The sequence below is a fragment of the Staphylococcus sp. AtDRG32 genome, assembly GCF_004365845.1.
Lineage (GTDB): Bacteria > Bacillota > Bacilli > Staphylococcales > Staphylococcaceae > Staphylococcus > Staphylococcus hominis.
The window spans coordinates 692,047-712,865 of record NZ_SODE01000001.1 but is presented as its reverse complement, the minus strand read 5'-3'; the positions used below and the strand labels follow the sequence as shown (position 1 = coordinate 712,865).

General features: G+C 32.0%; 20 protein-coding genes. 8 read left to right on the top strand and 12 right to left on the bottom strand.

What is annotated here, in order from left to right; translation table 11 throughout:
* Nucleotides 1–32 precede the first annotated feature (32 nt).
* Together BDW25_RS03390 and BDW25_RS03385 are read left to right on the top strand one after the other, a co-directional pair.
* Entirely contained in the window at nucleotides 33–1,352 is a 1,320-nt protein-coding gene (locus tag BDW25_RS03390) for a Na+/H+ antiporter family protein (RefSeq protein ID WP_002455553.1), read from the top strand.
* A gap of 18 nt (nucleotides 1,353–1,370) precedes the next feature.
* The gene (locus BDW25_RS03385) at nucleotides 1,371–1,745 is read left to right on the top strand and encodes a PaaI family thioesterase (RefSeq protein ID WP_002455552.1); all 375 of its coding nucleotides are present in this window, start codon (nucleotides 1,371–1,373) and stop codon (nucleotides 1,743–1,745) included.
* A gap of 56 nt (nucleotides 1,746–1,801) precedes the next feature.
* Here the strand turns inward: BDW25_RS03385 and BDW25_RS03380 are convergent, their stop codons facing one another.
* From BDW25_RS03380 to kapB, 9 genes are all read right to left on the bottom strand, one after another.
* On the bottom strand, nucleotides 1,802–2,962 hold the full coding sequence (locus BDW25_RS03380) for an NAD(P)-binding domain-containing protein (RefSeq protein WP_133944833.1): 1,161 nt from the start codon (nucleotides 2,960–2,962) through the stop codon (nucleotides 1,802–1,804).
* A gap of 109 nt (nucleotides 2,963–3,071) precedes the next feature.
* Nucleotides 3,072–3,428: a Na+/H+ antiporter subunit G1 gene (locus tag BDW25_RS03375; protein ID WP_002448137.1), complete on the bottom strand. Its 357-nt coding sequence runs from the start codon at nucleotides 3,426–3,428 to the stop codon at nucleotides 3,072–3,074.
* A complete protein-coding gene (locus BDW25_RS03370) occupies nucleotides 3,406–3,696 on the bottom strand; it encodes a Na(+)/H(+) antiporter subunit F1 (RefSeq protein WP_002448178.1) in 291 nt (96 codons plus the stop codon). The genes BDW25_RS03375 and BDW25_RS03370 overlap by 23 nt, the downstream gene beginning before the upstream one ends.
* Entirely contained in the window at nucleotides 3,696–4,175 is a 480-nt protein-coding gene (locus BDW25_RS03365) for a Na+/H+ antiporter subunit E (protein ID WP_002448220.1), read from the bottom strand. Before BDW25_RS03365 ends, BDW25_RS03370 begins: the two co-directional genes overlap by 1 nt.
* Complete coding sequence (locus tag BDW25_RS03360) at nucleotides 4,175–5,674, bottom strand: Na+/H+ antiporter subunit D (RefSeq protein ID WP_002455550.1); 1,500 nt, start codon at nucleotides 5,672–5,674, stop codon at nucleotides 4,175–4,177. The genes BDW25_RS03365 and BDW25_RS03360 overlap by 1 nt, the downstream gene beginning before the upstream one ends.
* Nucleotides 5,661–6,008 carry a Na+/H+ antiporter Mnh1 subunit C gene (mnhC1, locus tag BDW25_RS03355; RefSeq protein WP_002448250.1) on the bottom strand — a complete coding sequence of 116 codons (348 nt, stop codon included), beginning with the start codon at nucleotides 6,006–6,008 and terminating at the stop codon, nucleotides 5,661–5,663. Before mnhC1 ends, BDW25_RS03360 begins: the two co-directional genes overlap by 14 nt.
* Nucleotides 6,008–6,436: a Na(+)/H(+) antiporter subunit B gene (locus BDW25_RS03350; protein WP_049437464.1), complete on the bottom strand. Its 429-nt coding sequence runs from the start codon at nucleotides 6,434–6,436 to the stop codon at nucleotides 6,008–6,010. The genes mnhC1 and BDW25_RS03350 overlap by 1 nt, the downstream gene beginning before the upstream one ends.
* Entirely contained in the window at nucleotides 6,429–8,831 is a 2,403-nt protein-coding gene (locus tag BDW25_RS03345; RefSeq protein WP_049437462.1) for a Na+/H+ antiporter subunit A, read from the bottom strand. Before BDW25_RS03345 ends, BDW25_RS03350 begins: the two co-directional genes overlap by 8 nt.
* 132 nt (nucleotides 8,832–8,963) lie before the next feature.
* Complete coding sequence (gene kapB / locus BDW25_RS03340; RefSeq protein WP_049437460.1) at nucleotides 8,964–9,344, bottom strand: sporulation phosphorelay system protein KapB; 381 nt, start codon at nucleotides 9,342–9,344, stop codon at nucleotides 8,964–8,966.
* A 68-nt stretch (nucleotides 9,345–9,412) separates the two neighbouring features.
* Between kapB and BDW25_RS03335 the strand changes: the two genes are divergently transcribed.
* The 5 genes from BDW25_RS03335 (at nucleotide 9,413) to BDW25_RS03315 (ending at nucleotide 14,734) form a co-directional block, all read left to right on the top strand.
* Entirely contained in the window at nucleotides 9,413–10,015 is a 603-nt protein-coding gene (locus BDW25_RS03335; protein ID WP_002455546.1) for a peptidylprolyl isomerase, read from the top strand.
* Between the two features lie 227 nt (nucleotides 10,016–10,242).
* Nucleotides 10,243–10,626 carry a S1 domain-containing post-transcriptional regulator Ygs gene (gene ygs / locus BDW25_RS03330; protein WP_002455545.1) on the top strand — a complete coding sequence of 128 codons (384 nt, stop codon included), beginning with the start codon at nucleotides 10,243–10,245 and terminating at the stop codon, nucleotides 10,624–10,626.
* A 174-nt stretch (nucleotides 10,627–10,800) separates the two neighbouring features.
* The gene (locus tag BDW25_RS03325; protein ID WP_002488325.1) at nucleotides 10,801–11,928 is read left to right on the top strand and encodes an NADH-dependent flavin oxidoreductase; all 1,128 of its coding nucleotides are present in this window, start codon (nucleotides 10,801–10,803) and stop codon (nucleotides 11,926–11,928) included.
* 268 nt (nucleotides 11,929–12,196) lie between these two features.
* A complete protein-coding gene (locus tag BDW25_RS03320; protein ID WP_002488339.1) occupies nucleotides 12,197–13,387 on the top strand; it encodes an ornithine--oxo-acid transaminase in 1,191 nt (396 codons plus the stop codon).
* Nucleotides 13,388–13,489: 102 nt separating this feature from the next.
* Nucleotides 13,490–14,734 carry a Glu/Leu/Phe/Val family dehydrogenase gene (locus BDW25_RS03315; protein WP_002488318.1) on the top strand — a complete coding sequence of 415 codons (1,245 nt, stop codon included), beginning with the start codon at nucleotides 13,490–13,492 and terminating at the stop codon, nucleotides 14,732–14,734.
* 76 nt (nucleotides 14,735–14,810) lie between these two features.
* On the opposite strand, the gene BDW25_RS03310 is transcribed toward BDW25_RS03315, so the two are convergent.
* From BDW25_RS03310 to BDW25_RS03300, 3 genes are all read right to left on the bottom strand, one after another.
* A complete protein-coding gene (locus BDW25_RS03310; RefSeq protein ID WP_454311685.1) occupies nucleotides 14,811–15,803 on the bottom strand; it encodes a glycerophosphodiester phosphodiesterase in 993 nt (330 codons plus the stop codon).
* Between the two features lie 493 nt (nucleotides 15,804–16,296).
* Nucleotides 16,297–17,676: an argininosuccinate lyase gene (argH, locus tag BDW25_RS03305; protein WP_064207494.1), complete on the bottom strand. Its 1,380-nt coding sequence runs from the start codon at nucleotides 17,674–17,676 to the stop codon at nucleotides 16,297–16,299.
* Nucleotides 17,669–18,871, bottom strand: coding sequence for an argininosuccinate synthase (locus BDW25_RS03300; RefSeq protein WP_002455539.1), 1,203 nt, complete (start codon nucleotides 18,869–18,871; stop codon nucleotides 17,669–17,671). The genes argH and BDW25_RS03300 overlap by 8 nt, the downstream gene beginning before the upstream one ends.
* A gap of 327 nt (nucleotides 18,872–19,198) precedes the next feature.
* On the opposite strand from BDW25_RS03300, the gene BDW25_RS03295 reads away from it, so the two are divergent.
* Nucleotides 19,199–20,530, top strand: coding sequence for a glucose-6-phosphate isomerase (locus BDW25_RS03295; protein WP_002448167.1), 1,332 nt, complete (start codon nucleotides 19,199–19,201; stop codon nucleotides 20,528–20,530).
* The last annotated feature ends 289 nt before the right edge of the window (nucleotides 20,531–20,819 follow it).

The following is a 20,819-nucleotide window of genomic DNA, read 5'->3' as shown; positions in this document are numbered from 1 at the left end:
AGTTCGGTAGAGTAATAAAGGATGTGAGTATAATGTTTAATGCTGTAGTTATTGCTGTAATATTAATGATTATATTATGTCTCTTAAGGCTGAATGTTATCATTAGTTTATTTATTAGTTCACTTGTAGGTGGTCTAATATCTGGCATGAGTTTAAACAAAGTAATTAGTGTATTCGGTAAAAATATTGTAGATGGTTCGGAAGTGGCATTAAGTTACGCTTTATTAGGGGGCTTTGCAGCACTGATATCGTATAGTGGCATCACAGATTATTTAGTAAATAAAATTATTCGTGCGATTCATACTGAGAATAGTCGCTTATCAAGGATTAAAGTAAAAGTGATTATTATTTTAGTATTACTAGCAATGAGTATTATGAGTCAGAACTTAATTCCAGTACATATTGCATTTATACCAATTGTAATTCCACCATTACTTAGTCTATTTAACGATCTGAAAATTGATAGACGATTAATTGGTTTAGTTATAGGATTTGGTTTATGTTGGCCATATGTTTTACTACCTTATGGCTTTGGACAGATTTTCCACCAAATTATACAAAGCGGATTTCAAAAAGCGCATCATCCTATCGAATTTAATATGATTTGGAAAGCAATGTTAATTCCTTCACTTGGTTATATTGTCGGTTTAGTTATTGGATTGTTTGTTTATCGTAAACCACGTGAATATAAGCAAGAGAGATTGAAAGATAATGGAGAAGAAGTAGCAGAAATTCGGCCATATGTATTAGTTATTACGATTGTTGCTATTTTCGCTACTTTCTTAGTTCAAACATTTACGGATTCAATGATTTTTGGAGCATTAGCAGGAGTGCTGATATTCTTTATTTCTGGTATTTATAAATGGAATGAATTAGATAGCCAATTTGTAGAAGGAATAAAAATAATGTCATTTATTGGTGTCGTTATTTTATCAGCTAACGGTTTTGCCGGTGTCATGAATGCTACTGGTGATATTGAAAAATTAGTTTCTAGTTTAACTGAGATTACAAATGGACATAAGTTAATTACTATTATTGCAATGTATATTGTCGGCCTTATTGTTACGTTAGGCATTGGATCATCTTTTGCTACGATTCCAATTATTGCAGCTTTATTTATACCACTAGGTTCATCTCTTGGTTTAGATAATATGGCATTAATTGCTTTAGTAGGAACAGCTGCTGCACTTGGAGATTCTGGTTCACCAGCAAGTGATTCAACACTTGGACCCACAGCAGGTCTTAATGTAGATGGTCAACATGATCACATTAGAGATACATGTATACCTAACTTCCTTTTCTATAATGTTCCATTGATGATTTTTGGTACAATAGCTGCAATGGTATTATAGAAAAAAAGAGGTGACAACATGTCTAATTTACTTGAAACATTTGATATGAAAATCGAAACAGTAGATGAGGGAATAGTTGTAATTTCTATGCCAGTCACTGATAAGGTTAAACAACCCTTTGGCTATCTACATGGTGGTGCAAGTATTGCATTAGGTGAAACAGCTTGTTCATTAGGCGCTGCTCATTTAATTGATACGAAACACTTTATCCCATTAGGTTTAGAAATGAATGCCAATCATATTCACTCAGTAAAAGAGGGACGCGTGATTGCTACCGCTTCTATTATTCATAAAGGTCATACGACACAAGTATGGAATATTGAAATTAAAAGTGAGCAAGATAAATTAATTAGTATCATGAGAGGTACAATAGGGATTAAACCATTAAAATAACAAATTATAAAATACTAGCCCGTAGAAATATTCATCTACGGGCTAGTATTTTGTATTTATGATACTTCTCTATGGGGATCTATTCTTTGAAATACGCTATAAATTCTTTGAGCTGCTTCTTTACCTCCCATGATATTTCTAGCAAATGGACCAAGTTCTAAATCAGCTAGTCCACCAGCAACAAATAAATGAGGTAACCATTCTAATTTATGTGTGATGTTTGGAAATCCACAAGATAGGAGGGGGGCGTTAGCATTTTGAATTAGAGATTGTATCATGGGTTGCTGCAAAATTGAAGACTTAAATCCAGTTGCTAAAAGAATGTAATCATATGGGATATTTAAATTTTCAGTAACAATTTGATGCGATTTTAAGTCCTTAATCTCTTCTTTATGGATGATAAGTCTTTTATTTTGAACATATTTCTTTAAGCGTAAATATAACTCGCGAGGCATTGAACCTTTATGTCTTTCTTTTAACACTGTTTGAAGTTTCTCTTCATGTGAAGAATGATTTAAAAAGGCCTTCATTTTTTTAGGACCTAGCCAACCAGGATCGGCATCAAAATGTTGAATATCTATATTTTTATTCATCCATAAATGAACGATTTTATTTTTATCTAATTTTAAAAGCTTTAATGTTAAATGAGCAGCTGAAATACCACTTCCAATGACATGAGATGATTGTGAAAATAATTGAGAATTAAAATGGTCACTAAATATATGACATACGTCTTTAGCTTGAGTAAATGCGGAAGGGATAAAAGGCTCATTATGACATCCTTGTGCTAAAACAACACAATCAGTTTGAATGACAGAATGATGACTTGTTGTAATACTCCATTTTCTTTGTTTTTTTTCAATGCGTTGAACATAACTTTGAATATGACATTGATTTAGATGATAGTTATGTATTTGAGCATATGTGTGATCCATAAACATCTCTGTTTGAGGTCTTTGATAACGATCAAAAGTTGGATTAATATACTGATTCATTTTTGCAAATTTTTTTAAATGAAATGGGTCAGGATGAATATGATGTACAATAGGTGAACGTAAGTAAGACATATCAATTCTATTTGTGTATTTATGAAATTGTTCGCATAAAGAATCATGAGGATCGATAATTGTAAGATTTTGGATGGATATTCCTGCTTCACGTAACTTAATTGCTATAGTGGTTCCTTGTATACCGCCACCAATAATAGTCCAATGCATAATAAAACTCCTTCAAAACGTAATTATTACGATTTATAATAACATAAAACTATCTTTTTCAAAACAAAAAATCGAAGCACTTTAAGAAAGTACCTCGATTTTTATCAAATTATATTTTTTTATTATTAAATTCATCTTTAAGTTCATCAATTTTTGTATCTTTAGTATAAGGCGTTTTATTATTATATGATGCTTTCATCATTAAATGACTAGAAAGAGGGCCAGTAATTAAAATGAAAATAATGCCGAATATCAGTTGCATATTGGCGTATCCTTCTGTTCCAATAAAATATAAAAACGTTCCAAATAATAAAAATATAGCACCTAATGTTGCAGATTTACCTGCAGCATGACCGCGTGAATAGACATCTTTTAAACGAATAATACCAATAGCAGTAATTGCACTGATCAATGCACCTAAGATAATGAAAATGATGGCTAAACTAATGACGATTTTTGCTATCACGTTCAATCACCTTACCTTTATCTATAAATTTAGAGAATACTGCTGTACCTAAGAAAGCTAAAATACCAATAAGTAAAATAACTACAAGTAAGTATTGTGAGCCGATAAACACACTATATAATGCAACACACGCCATCAATTGTAAGCCAATAGCGTCTAATGCAAGGACGCGATCAGGTAAAGTGGGACCTTTAATAATACGAATAAACATTGCTAGCATCGATAATACTACGACAATTAAAGCAATAATAATAATTGTTTTTACCATTAAGCTTCGCCCACCTCTCTCACTACTTTTTCAAGTGATGATTTAATACTTTCAACTTCTTCTTCTTTCGTACTAAAATCAATTGAGTGAATGTATATTTTAGTTCTATCATCACTAATACCTAAAACGACAGTTCCTGGTGTTAAAGTGATTAAATTAGATAATAAAACAATTTGCCAATCATGTTTTAAATCTGTGTGATAAATAAAGAAGCCAGGTTGATTTTTAAGTCTTGGCTGTAACACAATTTTGGATACATCAATATTGGCTTTCATTAATTCTATAAAAAAGACAACAATCAATTTAATGACTTTATAAACTCTTTTTAAATAAAAACTACCAGGCAATACTTTTTTAAATAAGTAAACAAGCCCAATTCCTATTAAAAATCCTAGTAAAAAGTTATTAAATGTATAACTGCCACTTAAAAACATCCATATAATAGCTAATATAATATTTAACACAAATTGAAGAGCCATTAGTATCTACCTCCTAATACACTTTTAATATAAACATTAGGATCATAGAAAGATTTAGCAGCTTCTGATATAAATGGATAAAGTGCATCAGCAGATAAACCAAATAGTACAGTAATGACAACGGCAATTACTGAAACGATTGTAGCTTGTTTTACATTTACTTTGTTATTCATTTTATATCCCTTAGGTTCACCAAAGAAACCATGTAGGAAAATACGAATCACAGAATAGAGTACGATTAAACTTGAAAGTAATACGATAATTGCACTGATATAAAATCCTTTTTCAAAAGCGGCTTTTACAATAAAGTATTTTCCATAAAATCCACTAAATGGGGGAATACCAGCCAAGCTTAAAGCTGCAATAAAGAAAGACCAACCAAGTATAGGATATGTCTTAATTAAACCACCGAATGACTTAAGATTTGATGTTTTGGTAATTTGATACATGACACCAATAATTAAGAAAAGTGCACTCTTAACTAACATATCGTGAATGGTATAATATATAGCACCTATAATTCCTAATTTACTCATCATAGCAACACCAACGAGTATGACACCTACTGCAATCATAATATTATATAAAATAATTTTTTTAATATCATAATAAGCAATGGCACCGATGGATCCAAATATAATCGTTAATAGTGCTAAGAATAAAATAGTATAGTGAGAAAAACTCATTGTGTTATGGAAGAAAAGACTAAGTGTTCTTAAAATAGCATAGACGCCAACTTTAGTTAATAAAGCACCGAAGAATGCAATGATAGCAAAAGGTGGCGCATAGTATGATCCAGGTAACCAAACATATAATGGAAAGACACCAGCTTTAGTTGCAAACACAAAGATGAACAAAATAAAGACAATACTTAATAATCCTTGATGTGAATGAGATAATTCATTAAGTTTTACGCTAATGTCAGCCATATTTAAAGTGCCGACAATTGAATATAATATACCAACAGCAATAACGAAAAATGTCGATGTTACAACATTAATCAGTAAATATTTTACTGTTTCTTGAAGTTGAATACGTGTACCACCTAATACAAGCAATGCATAAGATGACATTAAAAAGACTTCAAAGAATACGAAAAGGTTAAAAATATCTCCAGTAGTGAAAGCACCAATAATACCCACTAACATAAAGACGATTGAAAAATGAAAATAATAACGCTCTCTATCGATTCCGGCAGTTGAAAAAGAATAGATCGTAATGAGCAGAGTAATGATAATACTCGTTACAATCAACATTGCCCCTAACGTATCTAATAAAAAGATAATACCATATGGGGCTGGCCAAGAACCTAATTCTACTTTAAGAGGACCAAATTTACTAACATTAATTAAATTAACCATCGCTACAATCAAAGTTAAAACTAAACCTATCAATGTAACCGCACGCTTTAATGGATAGCGTTGTCCTAAAAAGATAAGAATAATAGCGGTAATAATTGGTATAACTAATGTAAGAACAACCATATTAGTTGCTATCATCACTAGGCACTCCTTTCATTTGTTCTATGTTGTCTGTGCCTAATTCTTTATATGTTCTAAAAGCTAAGACTAAGAAAAAAGCAGTAGTTGCAAATGCAATAACAATTGCAGTAAGTATTAATGCATGAGGGATTGGATCTACATAGTGATGAATATCTTTTTCATATATTGGCATTTCACCATGTTTCAATCCTCCCATAGTAATTAAAAATAAATTTGATGCATGTGTAATCAGCGTAGTTCCCATAATAATACGTATTAAACTTTTAGATAAAACGAGATAGACACTGATTGATGTAAGTATGCCACATACAATAATCATAATAATTTCCACTATTCGTTCTCTCCAATCGTTATAATAATAGTCATTACTGTACCAATTACTGCACACATAACGCCAAAGTCGAAGAACATTGGTGTATTCATATGAACAGGGTGTAGAAGTGGTAATGGAATATTAAATTCTGTATGTGTAAAGAAATTTTTTCCGTAAAACCAACTTGCTATAGGCGTACTTACACAGAATAATAAACCAATACCAATTAAGATTTTAAAATCCCAAGGAAAGATTTTACGCATTGTTTTTATATCAAATGCAATCATAATAATGGTTAAAGCGGTTGATAGAAGCAATCCACCAACAAATCCTCCACCTGGTGTGTAATGTCCTGCTAAAAATAAAGCAATACCAAAAAGAGCAATTAAGAAAGCAATAATTACAGCTGAATACTGAAACATTAAATTGTTATTTTGTCTATTCATTGCTTTCCACCTCACTTGTTTTGTTACGTTTACTTCGTAATTTAATCATCGTGTAAACTGCAAGACCTGCAATACCTAATACAGAAGATTCAAATAAGGTATCCATACCACGGAAGTCTACGAGAATAACGTTAACCATATTTTTACCATGTGCTAAGTCATAAACATGTGCCTTGTAATACTCTCCAATAGAAGAAAAATGTCTATTACCATAAGCGATAAGACCTAATATTGTCACTACCAAACCAACACCAATAGAGATAATAGCATTCGTTAATTTAAATGATGTTTTTTCATTATAGCGGTTTAAGTTAGGCAAGTGATAGAAACATAATAGAAATAGACCCGTTGAGATAGACTCAACAACAAATTGTGTTAAAGCTAAATCAGGTGCCTTAAAGAAAACAAATAAAACCGATACTGCATAGCCAACAACACTAAGCATAATAATACTAAATAAACGAGATGTTGCTGTAACAACTAAGAACGCTGAGATAGTAAGTATTATGATAATAATCATTTCATAGATGTGAATTGTATTTATATTTTTAAAATTAAAGCTAAACGGTACACTCACTAATGTGATGAGTGTTAACACAATTAATGTACCAAAAATAAAGACTAAACTGTCACGTACATACCCATTAACATAATAATTAGTTAGAGAAGCGGAATGATTTGGTAACCATTTGCCAGTAGTATCATACCAATAATTTAATTTTAAGTTGTCTGGTTGTGCTTTTAATAAACGAATCCAGTAATTGAACGTAAATAATAAGATAATACCTACAATCCAAATCGTTAAAGTAGAGATGAACGCAGGAGTAATACCATGGAACATATGGAATTCTGCATGTACGGTTGATATTCCACTTATGGCTTTAGTAGCTGGTTCGATTATAGAATGTGTTAATAGTCCAGGGAATAGTCCAAAAACAACAACTAGCGTTGCTAGAATTGCTGGTGAAATTAACATTAATAATGATGCTTCATGTGCTTTCTTAGGTAATAAATCAGAATGATATTTACCAAAGAATACATGTAGTACGAATTTAATTGAATATACAAATGTAAATATACTACCTACAATCGCTAAAATTGGAAAAATAATACCTAGAGTATTTAAACTAAATAGAGGTGCGTGTGTAGCTTCTATCATAGCCTCTAAGAATTTTTCTTTTGATAAGAAACCATTAAATGGTGGCACACCTGCCATACTTAATGCTGTAATTACAGTAAGAGTAAAAGAAATTGGCATGATAGTAAGTAAACCGCCCAGTTTTTTTACATCACGTGTGCCTGTCACATGATCAATGGCACCTGTAATCATAAATAATGCGCCTTTAAAGGTAGCATGGTTAATTAAGTGGAAAGCAGCTGCTGTAAAACCAGCGATATATAATTGACTTTCACTACCTTCAAAATGATAACTTATAGCTCCAATACCTAGCATAGACATAATCATTCCCAATTGTGAAACTGTAGAAAACGCTAGAATACCTTTCAAATCTTGTTGTTTCGTTGCATTTAATGAAGCCCAAAATAGTGTGATTAAGCCTACTAAAGTAATAGTCCATATCCATCCTTCTGATACCGCGAATAATGGGGTTAAACGTGCAACAAGATATAACCCTGCTTTAACCATCGTGGCTGAATGTAAATATGCACTGACAGGAGTAGGTGCCTCCATTGCATCAGGTAACCAAATGTAAAATGGCACTTGTGCAGATTTTGTGAAAGCTGCTAACATAATTAAAACCATTGCAAGTGTAAAGAAAGAACTGTCTTGTATTTGAGATACATGATGGATTAAATAATGTAGACTTAATGATTGTCCTGCAAGTGAAATTAAGATTAATCCGCCAAGTAAACTAAGTCCTCCAAATACAGTAATAATCAGTGACTTTTGTGCTCCATATATAGAAGCTTTCTTTTCTCTCCAAAAAGAAATGAGTAAAAAACTTGAGAATGAAGTTAATTCCCAGAATAGATATAAGATAATGACGTTATCTGAGAGTACGACGCCTAACATTGCACCCATAAACAGTAATAAATAACAGTAAAAATTCCCTAATCGTTCAGATTTATCTAAATAACCGATTGAATAAAGAACTACTAAACTTCCAATGCCAGTTATAAGCAAACTAAAGAGTATACTTAAGCCATCAAGATAAATATCAAAATTCATACCAATATGTGGCATCCAATTGAAAGTTTTTATTACTGTATTACCTGACTGAGTAGTTGAAATATAAGTTAAAAAATAAATAAATAAGACAACAGGAACAGGTAATACAAACCATCCTAAATGAATCTTTTTAAAGAAACGATAAAGGATTGGAATAATGAGTGCGAATATTAACGGTAAAAGTACCGCAATATGTATCAAACTCACTATATTTTCCTCCTTCAAAAATTGTTATAAATTTTATTATACATGAATCAATTTATTCTGAAAAACTGTGAAAAGATGTAAAGTCAGCAATTTTACTTATCTTGTTAAATAGGAAGAAAGACGTAAAATGGACTAGAAAAAATTTTGTTTATATTGGATAGAATAGTCTTTTTTTAGACTGTTTAAATTGTCTAATGCCAATTTTGCGTATTCTGTGTGTTGTTGTTTTAATTCGTTTTCCATTTTAGTAATCGCTTGTTGTAAAGAATCTTCATATTTCATCTCTTCTACATTAAAATCTCTCAATTGTGAACGTGTTGCATAACGTTTTTCATAATGGCTTAAAGCACGTCTTTCATGAAAAAAAACACCTTCAGTTTCACCAGGATGATGTAAATCTCCTTGTTTAGGATGTTTAATGACTTGTTCAATTTGTACTAAAACTTGATGATTGTTATCTTCTTTAATCGTTACACCATAGGCACCTGTCTTATGAGAGAATCGATATAACATGCTATATTACTTCCTTTCAAATATGTTATTATGTATCTATATCATCATAACATGAATGGAGAATTTAAATGACTAACTATCCACAGTTAAATAAAGAAATACAAGATAATGAAATTAAAGTAATCATGCATACAAATAAAGGAGATATGACATTTAAACTATTTCCTGAGATTGCTCCAAAAACAGTTGAAAATTTTGTGACACATGCAAAAAATGGATATTATGACGGCATTACATTCCATCGTGTCATTAATGATTTTATGATTCAAGGTGGAGATCCTACTGCTACTGGTATGGGAGGAGAAAGTATTTATGGAGGTTCATTTGAGGATGAGTTTTCATTAGAAGCATTTAATTTATATGGTGCACTTTCAATGGCAAATGCTGGTCCAAATACAAATGGTTCACAATTCTTTGTCGTTCAAATGAAAGAAGTACCAGATACAATGCTTAATCAGCTTGTTGATGGCGGTTGGCCTGAACCAATTGCTAAAGCTTATGCAGACAAAGGTGGAACACCTTGGTTAGATCAAAAACATACTGTGTTTGGTCAATTAATCGATGGTGAAACTACATTAGAAGATATTGCAAATACTAAAGTAGGGGCACAAGATAAGCCCGTACATGATGTTGTTATTGAATCGATTGATGTAGAAGACAAAAAAGCTTAACTCGTCAATGAAATATCGTTAAATAAAAATAGGTGAGCATAAACTGTTTTAAATAAGACATTTACGCTCATCTTTTTTTATTAAAAACGAACTTTTTAATGTAAATTTAGGAAGAAGAAATATAAATTTCTAAAGAAATTAATTTTTTATTAGTTTATCATTAGTCCAAGTATGGGATTTATGCTATTATTAATATGTTAAAAAAAACGAAATAAGGGGTTATCAAGTTGAATACTCACTATAAAGAAGGTCAGCATATTAAAGTGCGTGTGACTGGAATTCAACCGTATGGCGCTTTTGTTGAGACCCCTGACCATACTGAAGGACTTATTCATATTTCAGAGATTATGGATGATTACGTCCATAATCTAAAAAAATTTCTATCAGAAGGTCAAATTGTAAAAGCTAAAATTCTTTCTATAGACGATGAAGGAAAGCTTAATTTGTCACTTAAAGATAATGATTACTTTAAGAATTATGAACGAAAAAAAGAAAAACAGTCTGTATTAGATGAAATTAAAGAGACAGAAAAGTATGGGTTTCAAACGCTTGAAGAACGCCTACCGGTCTGGATTAAGCAGTCTAAACGTGCAATTCGTAATAATAATTGAATGACTGTTAACACGTTAAAACGTTACTTTTTTAAGTAACGTTTTTTATTATGTTAATATATTACCAAATATAAAAAGATGATTAATGCATATAAGCATAAAAGTAGAGACGTAAAAATGTTCATGTTATAGTTTGAAAATAATAAAACTAAAAGATTTAGAAAGGAATTACTTATGAATAATAAATATAAAAAATTATTTGAAACTGTTACATTACCAAACGGTGTATCATTAAGAAATCGCTTTGTACTTGCACCTTTAACACATACATCATCAAATGATGATGGTACCATTTCAGATGTCGAAATTTCTTACATTGAGAAACGTGCCAAAGATGTAGGTCTTGCAATTAATGCTGCAAGTAATGTAAATGATATTGGTAAAGCCTTCCCAGGCCAACCCTCTGTCGCACACGATTCAGATATCCAAGGTTTAAAACGCTTAGCGACAGCAATGAAGAAAAATGGCGCAAAAGCATTAGTCCAAATTCATCATGGTGGTGCACAAGCTTTACCTGAATTGACTCCTAATGGAGATGTTGTGGCACCAAGTCCCGTTTCAATGAAAAGTTTTGGTCAACAACAGGAACATCATGCGAGAGAAATCACTACTGAAGAAATCGAACAAACAATTAAAGATTTCGGTGAAGCTACACGCCGTGCCATTGAAGCTGGGTTTGACGGCGTAGAAATACATGGAGCGAACCATTACTTAATTCATCAATTCTTCTCTCCATACTATAATCGTCGTGAAGATGAATGGGGAGACCATTTAAAATTCCCACTTGCAGTGATTGATGAAGTATTAAAAGTTAAGGAAACTTATGCAAATAAAGATTTTATTGTAGGTTATAGATTATCACCAGAAGAAGCAGAATCGCCTGGTATTTCAATGGAACACACAGAAAAATTAATTAAAACAATTACGAAAAAAGCGATTGATTATGTTCATATTTCAATTATGGATATTCATTCACAAACACGTGAGGGTAAATATGAAGGAGAAGAACGTCTAAAACTTATCCATCAATGGGTAGATGGACGTATACCAGTTATTGGTATAGGTTCTGTATTTAGTGCTGATGATGCTTTAGATGCAGTAGAATCGACAGGTATTGAACTCGTAGCATTAGGTCGTGGCATTCTTCTAGATTATAACTTTGTCAATAAAATTGAAGAGGGTAAAGAAGAGGAAATCATCTCATACTTTGATCCAAATCGTGAAGATAAACATGCGTTACCACCAAATTTATGGGAACAATTTAATAAAGGATTTTATCCGTTACCTCGTAAAGATAAATAATTAATAAAATATGAAATAGTTTGGTAGTGAGACAGAATTCATTATGAATTTTGTCCACTACCTTTTTTTATTAAGAGAAAAAAGTTTATATCAAAATTTTAGATAATAGAAATAATTTACTTGTAAAATGTCAAGGGGATATGTCATTATGTTTGTAAGGGCTTTCATTTATGGAGTTAGAGAGAATTTAATATTTTAAAATAGAGTTTCGAAAGCCAGTAAATATAGTGATTAGTTTTAATATAACAATAAGCAAAGGGGAGATATTATGACTAAATCTGAAAAAATTATTGAACTAACAAACCATTACGGTGCTCATAACTATGTGCCGCTACCAATTGTTGTTTCAGAAGCAGAGGGAATTTGGGTTACTGATCCAGAAGGTAATAAATATATAGATATGTTATCGGCATATTCAGCAGTTAACCAAGGTCATCGTCATCCAAAAATTATTCAAGCATTAAAACATCAAGCTGATAGAGTGACACTTGTCTCTCGTGCTTTTCATAGTGATAACTTAGGGGAATGGTACGAAAAAATTTGTAAATTAGCTGGTAAAGATAAAGCACTACCAATGAATACAGGTGCTGAAGCAGTTGAAACAGCATTAAAAGCTGCGCGTCGTTGGGCCTATGACGTTAAAGGTATTGAACCAAATCAAGCTGAGATTATTGCATTTAATGGGAACTTCCATGGTCGTACAATGGCCCCTGTGTCTTTATCATCCGAAGCTGAGTATCAACGTGGATATGGTCCTTTACTAGAGGGTTTTCGTAAAGTTGACTTTGGTAATGAAGCACAATTAAAAGAAGCAATTAATGAAAATACAGCAGCTGTTTTAGTTGAACCTATTCAAGGCGAAGCAGGTATTAATATTCCTCCAGAAGGTTATTTGAAAACCATTAGAGATTTATGTGATGAACATAATATTTTGTTTATCGCTGATGAAATTCAAGCTGGATTAGGACGAACTGGAAAATTATTTGCATGTGATTGGGATAATGTTAAGCCAGATGTATATATTTTGGGTAAAGCACTTGGTGGAGGCGTCTTACCAATTTCAGTTGTATTAGCAGATAATGAGGTGCTTGATGTATTTACACCTGGTTCTCATGGTTCTACTTTTGGTGGCAATCCGCTTGCTTGTGCAGTGTCAATTGCGGCTTTAGATGTCATTATTGATGAAAATTTACCAGAACATTCAAATGAACTAGGTGAATATTTTAAAACAGAATTACAAAAGATTAATCACCCTGCAATTAAAGAAGTTCGTGGACGCGGGTTATTCATTGGTATGGAATTACACGAAAGTGCAAGACCATTTTGTGAAGCGTTGAAAGAAAAAGGTTTAATATGTAAAGAAACCCATGATACAGTAATTCGTTTTGCACCACCTTTGATTATTACTAAAGAAGAAATAGATGAAGCATTAAATCGAATTAGAAGTGTATTTGAGTAAATAGACGTAATAGGGCATGATTTAATTTCTTTAAAAAGTATAGGCGTGTTACAATACTTATGAAAGCGAAAACATTTGTGAAAAAAAGAGGCGAAAGTGATTATGACTGAGAATAATAATTTAGTGACTTCTACACAAAACATCATTAAAGAAGCATTGCATAAATTGGGATTTGATGATGGTATGTATGATTTAATTAAAGAACCATTAAGATTCTTGCAAGTACGTATTCCAGTACGTATGGACGATGGTACAGTTAAAACATTTACTGGATATCGCGCACAACATAATGACGCTGTAGGACCTACTAAAGGTGGCGTTCGTTTCCATCCTGATGTAGATGAAGAAGAAGTCAAAGCTTTATCAATGTGGATGACCTTAAAATGTGGCATTGTCAACTTACCTTATGGTGGAGGTAAAGGTGGTATTGTATGTGATCCACGTCAAATGAGTATTCATGAAGTAGAACGTTTATCACGAGGATATGTACGTGCGATTTCTCAATTTGTAGGACCAACTAAAGATATTCCTGCTCCAGATGTGTTTACAAATTCTCAAATTATGGCTTGGATGATGGATGAATATAGTGCTTTAGATAAGTTTAATTCTCCAGGTTTTATTACTGGTAAGCCAATTGTCTTAGGTGGCTCACAAGGACGTGATCGTTCTACTGCTCTTGGCGTAGTGATTGCTATTGAACAAGCTGCTAAGCGTAGAGGAAAAGAAATTAAAGGGTCACGTATTGTGATTCAAGGCTTTGGGAACGCTGGAAGTTTCTTAGCTAAATTTTTAAATGATATGGGCGCTAAAGTAGTTGGAATTTCAGACGCGTATGGTGCATTACATGATCCTAATGGCTTAGATATCGATTACTTACTAGATCGTCGTGATAGCTTTGGTACTGTAACTAACTTATTTGAAGATACAATTTCAAATAAAGAATTATTCGAACTTGATTGTGATATTTTAGTACCGGCTGCAATTTCAAATCAAATCACAGAAGATAATGCACACGATATTAAAGCTGATATTGTTGTGGAAGCGGCAAATGGACCAACTACTCCAGAAGCTACACGTATTTTAACTGAACGTGATATTTTACTTGTACCAGATGTATTAGCAAGTGCAGGTGGCGTGACAGTATCTTATTTTGAATGGGTACAAAATAACCAAGGTTATTACTGGTCAGAAGATGAAGTAAATGAAAAATTACGGGAAAAATTAATCGAGGCTTTTGATACTATTTATGAATTAGCACAAAATAGAAAAATTGATATGAGATTGGCAGCTTATATCGTAGGAATTAAACGGACCGCTGAAGCAGCACGTTATCGTGGATGGGCGTAAATATAACTATTAAAAATGAACCTCTCAATGATGAGAAATATATTACTCGTCATTGAGAGGTTTTTAATTAATAAAATTACTCGTTTGGAATGGTAGCTTTATATTTATCAGCAAAATTTGTAAATAGACCGTCAACACCATATTGGTTTAAACGTTGCACATCTGTAGTTTTATCTACTGTATAAGGATGAATTAGGAAACCTAAATCTTTTAAATGCTTAGTGTTTTCAGCGTTTAAACTAGTATAATCTGGGCCGACACCTATAGCATATGAACGAATATGTTTTAAATCCGCTTCACTTTGTTGTTGCAATTCATTTTTATAAAGTAATTGAATCAATGGTACGCTTGAATCTAATTGGTGCATTTTTTGTAAACTTTCTTCTGAGAAAGATTGAATTAATATATGTCCATGATTTAAAGAGTTACCAGTTAACATGTGATGTTTTTTTAACGTTTCAAGTAGTTGTTCTTCCATACCTGGATATACATTAGGATTTTTAGTTTCAATATAATAATTAGCCTTTGTACCGTATCGAGATAAAATTTCATCTAGAGTAGGGACTTTAGCATTTTTATATTCTGGTTTCGCATATTCAGGGTGAGCATTGTTAAACCATGACCCAGCATCTAGTTGTTTAAGTTGTGCGAGTGTATAGTCTTCGACACGACCTGTACCGTTTGTTGTACGATCAACGGTTTCGTCATGCATTGCTACAAGTTGTCCATCTTTCGTACGTTGTAAGTCTAATTCAATATACGACGCCCCTAACTCATTATGACTTTTATCATATGCATGAAACGTATGTTCCAGCACATAGCCACTTGCACCTCTATGAGCGATAGTCGTAAAACGTTCGCCAGTTAAGTTGGTCATCCAATTCGAATGATCTTGATTACGATGTTTACTAATCGCTACTGACGTATATTTATTTTGTGATTGATTAAACTGTTGATGTGCTGCAGCAGAATTAGAAGCATTGCTATGGTTGTTATGATTATTATTTGCTTCTACTGGATTATATAATGTTACTAAACCGATAGTGGCTATTGCTAAACTAGATATCATTGCTTTTTTAGAAACCTTCAAAAAAACTCATTCTCTCAATTCAATTTAAAAATACATTAAAACTTTAGCAAAGAGAAGAAATTTTTAGAATAATTTTTTCAAAATTTTAGCAAAACTATTAATTTATTAACAATAAATATAGAGAAAGTTAAAATAATTAAATTAAATTTAACTAAAAATGAGTCTCGCCCAATTACTTTGTATGTATATGTAATTTTACAGTGAAATATTTAAAAAAATAAGGCACTTTCGTATAATTTAATAAACAACACTAAACTAAATTAACGAAGTACCTTATGTATAAAAATTCTAACATGACTTAACTGACTCTACGAAAGGAAACTTCAGTACTTATTCTCACAAATGATGTGATCTTCACAAAATCAAACCCCTTCTTATAAAACGATTAAGCGATTTAGAGTTAATCCTCAAATAGATGCTTTATTAGAATCTTTATTTATTCGATTTCATAGTCATTTAATAATAGTATTCATTATTGTTTTAAAATATTTTCTGCAACGTTCAATTGATGACGCACAGCATCTTGGCCTGTAGAACCATAACTTTTTCTTCTATTTAAACAATTTTCTGGTTTTAAGTAATCATATACATCTTCTTCGATTTTATCATTTAATTCTTGATAACGTTCAAATGGTACATCTAATAAATAGATGCCTTGTTGAATACATTCAAAGACAATTTTTCCTACAATTTCATGTGCTGTTCTAAACGGTACATTTTTATCTACTAAATAATCTGCAAGTTCTGTTGCGTTAGAGAAATCTTGATGCACTGTTTCATTTAAACGATTTGTATTAACCGTTAACGTATTAAGCATGCCCTCAAAAATACGTAAAGAACCTTTAATTGTACGAACAGAATCAAATAAACCTTCTTTATCCTCTTGTAAGTCTTTATTATATGCAAGAGGCAAGCCTTTCAATGTGACAAGCATACTCATTAAATGTCCTGTCGTACGTCCAACTTTACCACGAATGAGTTCAGCCATATCTGGATTTTTCTTTTGAGGCATAATAGATGAACCAGTAGAAAATGCATCAGATAGTGTAATAAATTTCGCTTCATCCGTAGACCAAAAAATAATTTCTTCTGCAAAACGTGATAGGTGAGTCATTGTTAATGATATATTATGCAATGTTTCAATAATGTAATCACGATCACTCACTGCATCAAGACTATTTTCATAAATATATTCAAAACCAAGTAATTCTTGAGTTTCATGTCTATCGATAGGATGTGTAGTGCCACTCAATGCTGCAGCGCCAAGAGGAGATATATCAATACGTTTTAAACTATCTGCAAAACGTGTATAGTCTCTTTCCAACATCCAAAAATATGTCATGATGTGATGAGCGAAAGAAATAGGTTGAGCACGTTGTAAGTGCGTATAACCTGGCATAATCGTTTCTACGTGAGATTTTGCTAGAGTTAAAATAGACTCTTGGAATGAACGAATAAGTGCTTGAATCTCAATGACCTGTTTTTTTACATAGAGATGTAAGTCTGTTGCTACTTGATCATTTCTGCTACGACCTGTGTGTAACTTGCCACCTGGATCTCCAATGCGTTGTATCAGTTCGTGTTCGATATTTAAATGTATATCTTCTAAAGCATGTTTAAATTCAATATTATGGTTATGAAAATCTGCCTGTATATCTTTCAAACCTTTTACGATGGCATTTTTTTCTTCTTCAGAAATAATGTTTTGGTGTGCAAGCATTGTTGCATGTGCAATACTACCTTGAATATCCTCATCTAAAAGCGTTTGGTCAAAGTCAATAGAAGCATTAAACGCATCTACCCACTCTTCAGGTTGTTGTTGAAAACGACCTCCCCATGCTTTATTACTCATTACTATAACCTCCATGTAAATAAGCATTTACTTGTGTTGGTAGTCCATAAATATCAATAAAGCCGACTGCAGCTGATTGATCAAAAGCATCTTCTTTAGTATAAGTTGCTAACTTTTCATCATAAAGTGTATAAGGCGATTTTCTACCATTAACAATAGCATTACCTTTAAATAATTTAACTCTAACATCTCCTTCAACATAGTGTTGAGTGCTATCGATGAATTGCTTTAGACTGTCTGTTAAAGGTGAGAACCATAAACCATTATATGTTTGTTCAGCAAATTGTTTTTCAATGACTGGTTTAAAATGCGCCACATCTTTAGTTAATGTTAATGTTTCTAAAGCTTTATGAGCTTTTAATATAACTTCAGCACCTGGCGTTTCATATACTTCACGTGATTTTATACCAACTAAACGATTCTCTACGTGATCGATACGTCCGATACCATGTTTACCAGCTAAATCATTTAATGTTAGAATTAGCTGATCTAAATCATAGTCTTTATGGTTAAGTTGAACAGGAACACCATTTTTAAATGATAAGATAATTTCATCTGGTGTATCTGGTGTATCCTCTAATTCAGCAGTTAAATCATATGCATCTTTCGGTGGAGCAGCATAGGGATCTTCTAAAATACCACATTCATTTGCACGACCCCATAAATTTTGATCGATTGAATAAGGTGAATCATGATTAATACTTACAGGAATACCATGTTTGATTGCATAGTCGATTTCTTCTTCACGACTCCAGCCCCACTCTCTAACAGGAGCAAATGTTTTCAAATTAGGGTTAAGTGCTTTAATTGCTACTTCAAAACGTACTTGATCATTACCTTTACCAGTACAACCATGTGCAATACCGATTGACTTTGTTTGTTCAGCAATTTCTACTAATTTCTTCGCTATTAACGGTCTTGAAAGCGCAGATACTAAAGGATAACTGTTTTCATACATTAAATTTCCTTTTATTGCATAACTTACATAATCTTCACTAAATTCCTTAGTTGCATCAATAATATGACATTCGACGGCGCCCATGTCTAATGCTTTAGAATAAACAACATCTAAATCTTTACCTTCGCCAACATCTAAACATACTGCTACTACGTCGTACCCTTTATCTATAAGCCATTTAACAGCTACACTAGTATCTAATCCACCTGAATAAGCTAAAACAATTTTATCTTTCATATTGTCACCTCAAAATTTTTCTGAAAATTAATATAATTCTATACTAACAGATTGTTTTTGAAAATAAAACCATTTTTTTACATATTTATGCAAAATAAAGATAATTGGAATAGTATTAATCATCTATTGTTATTTCTATATTCATTGAATATTACTACAACTAAAGAGTTGATTGCTATTTCAATTGTGTATTCATTACAAAGTAAAGTAATTCAATGATTCTAAAAAAAAAACAGACTATTTTTTGAATAATTGAACTTGTTCATTGAATAGATAACTTAAAGTTAGTAAAATGAAACTAATTCATAAACATTGGAGGATCTATAAATGACTCATATTCAATTAGATTATGGCAAAACGTTAGAATTTTTTGGTCAACATGAACTTGATCAACAAAAAGATATTGTAAAAACAATTCATAAAACGATTCATGAAGGTACGGGTGCTGGAAGCGACTTTTTAGGTTGGGTAAATTTACCTGAAGATTATGATAAAGAAGAGTTTTCTAGAATTCAAAAAGCAGCGAAACATATTCAATCGAATTCAGATGTATTGGTAGTTATCGGAATTGGCGGTTCATATTTAGGTGCACGTGCTGCAATTGAAATGCTTACTTCATCTTTCCGTAACAATACAGAATATCCTGAAATTGTATTTGTAGGAAATCACTTATCTTCAAGTTATACACAAGAATTAGTGAATTACTTGTCTGATAAAGACTTTTCAGTAAATGTGATTTCTAAATCAGGAACAACGACTGAGCCTGCTGTAGCATTTAGATTGTTTAAACAATTAGTTGAAGAAAAATATGGTAAAGATGAAGCAAAAAAACGTATCTTTGCTACAACTGATAAAGCAAAAGGTGCATTGAAACAATTAGCAGATAATGAAAGTTATGAAACATTTGTTGTACCTGATGATGTAGGTGGTCGTTATTCAGTATTAACTGCGGTAGGATTATTACCAATTGCAACTGCAGGTATTGATATTGAAGCAATTATGAATGGAGCAAATAAAGCTCGTAAAGAACTATCATCTGAAAATTTAGAAGAGAATATTGCATATCAATATGCAACAATTCGAAATGTTCTTTATAATAAAGGTTATACAACTGAGATGTTAATTAACTACGAACCATCTATGCAGTACTTTAATGAATGGTGGAAACAGTTATACGGTGAATCTGAAGGTAAAGACTTTAAAGGTATTTATCCTTCAAGCGCAAACTATACTACTGATTTACATTCATTAGGTCAGTATGTTCAAGAAGGACGCCGTTTCTTATTTGAAACTGTTGTAAAAGTAAATCAACCTAAACATGATATTACAATTGAAAAAGATGATGACGATTTAGATGGCTTAAATTATTTAGCTGGAAAAACAATCGATGAAGTTAATACAAAAGCATTTGAAGGTACATTATTAGCTCATACTGATGGTGGCGTTCCTAATATCGTTGTGAATATCCCACGTTTAGATGAAGAAACATTCGGTTATGTCGTTTACTTCTTTGAATTAGCTTGTGCGATGAGTGGCTATCAATTAGGTGTTAATCCATTTAACCAACCTGGCGTAGAAGCTTATAAACAAAATATGTTTGCTTTACTTGGTAAACCAGGTTATGAGGATAAGAAAAAAGAATTAGAAGAACGTTTATAATATCAACATAAATTTAAATAAAATAATCATTTAAAGCCTAGGACACGATGAGCTGTCTTAGGCATTTTTAATATATTGGCAGTCAATGACTCAATTGAATATATACTTATATCAATCTTTTTTAGCATATAGACTTTCATAAAAAGAAGTTTTTGTTTAACGTAAGATGGGGTCAAGAGAAAAGGATTGAATTCGTTGTGAATTCAGTCTCATTCTTTTTTAAAAGATTAATATGACTAATGTTAAATCTGTTATCTAGTACTTGTGACTGATTTCTTAGTGAATTAAT

Bases quoted from the DNA above. Each gene is read 5' to 3' on its own strand.
- BDW25_RS03390 (WP_002455553.1), top strand. From the start codon at position 33: ATGTTTAATGCTGTAGTTATTGCTGTAATATTAATGATTATATTATGT.
- BDW25_RS03385 (WP_002455552.1), top strand. From the start codon at position 1,371: ATGTCTAATTTACTTGAAACATTTGATATGAAAATCGAAACAGTAGAT.
- BDW25_RS03380 (WP_133944833.1), bottom strand. From the start codon at position 2,962: ATGCATTGGACTATTATTGGTGGCGGTATACAAGGAACCACTATAGCA.
- BDW25_RS03370 (WP_002448178.1), bottom strand. From the start codon at position 3,696: ATGGTAAAAACAATTATTATTATTGCTTTAATTGTCGTAGTATTATCG.
- BDW25_RS03365 (WP_002448220.1), bottom strand. From the start codon at position 4,175: ATGGCTCTTCAATTTGTGTTAAATATTATATTAGCTATTATATGGATG.
- BDW25_RS03360 (WP_002455550.1), bottom strand. From the start codon at position 5,674: ATGATAGCAACTAATATGGTTGTTCTTACATTAGTTATACCAATTATT.
- BDW25_RS03350 (WP_049437464.1), bottom strand. From the start codon at position 6,436: ATGAATAGACAAAATAACAATTTAATGTTTCAGTATTCAGCTGTAATT.
- kapB (WP_049437460.1), bottom strand. From the start codon at position 9,344: ATGTTATATCGATTCTCTCATAAGACAGGTGCCTATGGTGTAACGATT.
- BDW25_RS03335 (WP_002455546.1), top strand. From the start codon at position 9,413: ATGACTAACTATCCACAGTTAAATAAAGAAATACAAGATAATGAAATT.
- BDW25_RS03325 (WP_002488325.1), top strand. From the start codon at position 10,801: ATGAATAATAAATATAAAAAATTATTTGAAACTGTTACATTACCAAAC.
- BDW25_RS03320 (WP_002488339.1), top strand. From the start codon at position 12,197: ATGACTAAATCTGAAAAAATTATTGAACTAACAAACCATTACGGTGCT.
- BDW25_RS03315 (WP_002488318.1), top strand. From the start codon at position 13,490: ATGACTGAGAATAATAATTTAGTGACTTCTACACAAAACATCATTAAA.
- BDW25_RS03310 (WP_454311685.1), bottom strand. From the start codon at position 15,803: ATGATATCTAGTTTAGCAATAGCCACTATCGGTTTAGTAACATTATAT.
- argH (WP_064207494.1), bottom strand. From the start codon at position 17,676: ATGAGTAATAAAGCATGGGGAGGTCGTTTTCAACAACAACCTGAAGAG.
- BDW25_RS03300 (WP_002455539.1), bottom strand. From the start codon at position 18,871: ATGAAAGATAAAATTGTTTTAGCTTATTCAGGTGGATTAGATACTAGT.
- BDW25_RS03295 (WP_002448167.1), top strand. From the start codon at position 19,199: ATGACTCATATTCAATTAGATTATGGCAAAACGTTAGAATTTTTTGGT.